Here is a 1,374-nt window from a genome sequence, read left to right on the forward strand (position 1 = left end):
TGCCGCTGCCGTGCGGGCGGTGCGCTTTCACCGGGCCCGTGCGGGCGCGGGGGGTCCCGCGCCGTCGAACGGTGCGGGCATTGCCGCCGTCTCCGGCGCCGCCGTCTGGATGGAGTGCTGCAGCCGCCGCAGCCGCGGCGAGGGCTCCAGGCCCAGGTCGTTGACGAGGGTGGCCCGCAGCTGGTGGTAGACGCTGAGCGACTCGCTGCGCCGGCCGGAGCGGTGCAGCGCCAGCATGAACTGCGCGTGCAGGTTCTCGTGGGTGCGGTAACGGCTGGTCAGCACGGTCAGTTCGGGCAGCAGTTCACGGTGGCGGCCCAGCCGCAGGTCGGCCTCGATGCGCTGGTCCAGCGCGCACAGCCGGCTCTCCTCCAGCCGCCGGGTCTCCATCGCCAGCTGCGCCCCGGCCTGTACGTCGGCGAACGCGGCCCCCGTCCACAGCCGCAGCGCCCCGGCCAGGATGCGGGCCGCCTCGGCGAACGCCCCCTGGTCCATGGCCCGGTAGCCCTCCCCCGCGAGCCGCTCGAAGTCACGCACGTCGCTGCTGCCGCCGCCGGAGACGAGCAGATAGCCGCCCGGCAGGGTCATCAGGACGTCCTTGGCGCCGCTGCGGCCGTCGTCGAGGGCCTGCGCGATGAGCTCGCGCAGCTGCAGCACGTACGTCTGCAGGGTCGTACGGGCGCTGCGCGGCGGGGAGTTGCCCCACAGTTCCTCGGTGAGGGCCGCGACGGGCACCACCTGGTCGGCACGGAGCGCGAGCAGCGCCAGGACCTGCCGCGGTTTCGGCGCCGTCGGGGTGATGGACACCCCGTTCTCCCGCACTGCCAGTGCGCCCAGTACGTCGATGTCCACGCCGTCTCCCCTGCTCGGTGTCCCGTGCCGCACCCCCGATTACAAAACAGCGCATCCGGTCTGTCAATACCCGACCGGTCGTGCTGTTTCTGTGGGGGTGAGGGGAGGCCGTCCGTCCGCGGTCCGCGCGCCGCCGGGGAGGGGCGACGGTCAGGCTTTCTGCACAACTCCGGTCCGTTCCGGTCCCGTTACGGCCTCCTCCGGCCTGCTCCGGCAGGGGGAATGGCGGCGGGGCGGGAGCGGCCGGCGCCCCGCAAAGCAGACCGTCGGGTCTGCTCCTGGTGCGGAATGCCGGGCGGACATACGGAGCGGCGGGGGTGCACGGGGACCGGGGACCGGGACCGGGAAGTGCAGGGCACGGGGCGCGGGCGCGGGGGAGCCGCAGGGCTACTGCGCAGGGTTACTGCGGGGGGTTGCCGTGTTTGCGGGAGGGCAGGTCGGCGTGTTTGGCGTGCAGCATCGCCAGGGAGCGGATGAGGATCTCGCGGGTCTCGGCGGGGTCGATGACGTCGTCGACCAGGC

The 1,374-nt window shown here is 73.6% G+C and carries 1 protein-coding gene; it reads right to left on the reverse strand.

The window, feature by feature from the left end:
- Positions 1 to 27 precede the first annotated feature (27 nt).
- Positions 28 to 852, reverse strand: coding sequence for an AfsR/SARP family transcriptional regulator (locus ABZV34_RS39535; RefSeq protein WP_356288155.1), 825 nt, complete (start codon positions 850 to 852; stop codon positions 28 to 30).
- Positions 853 to 1,374 lie beyond the last annotated feature (522 nt).

It is taken from the genome of Streptomyces sp. NPDC005195 (assembly GCF_040608315.1).
Classification (GTDB): Bacteria; Actinomycetota; Actinomycetes; order Streptomycetales; family Streptomycetaceae; genus Streptomyces; species Streptomyces kaempferi.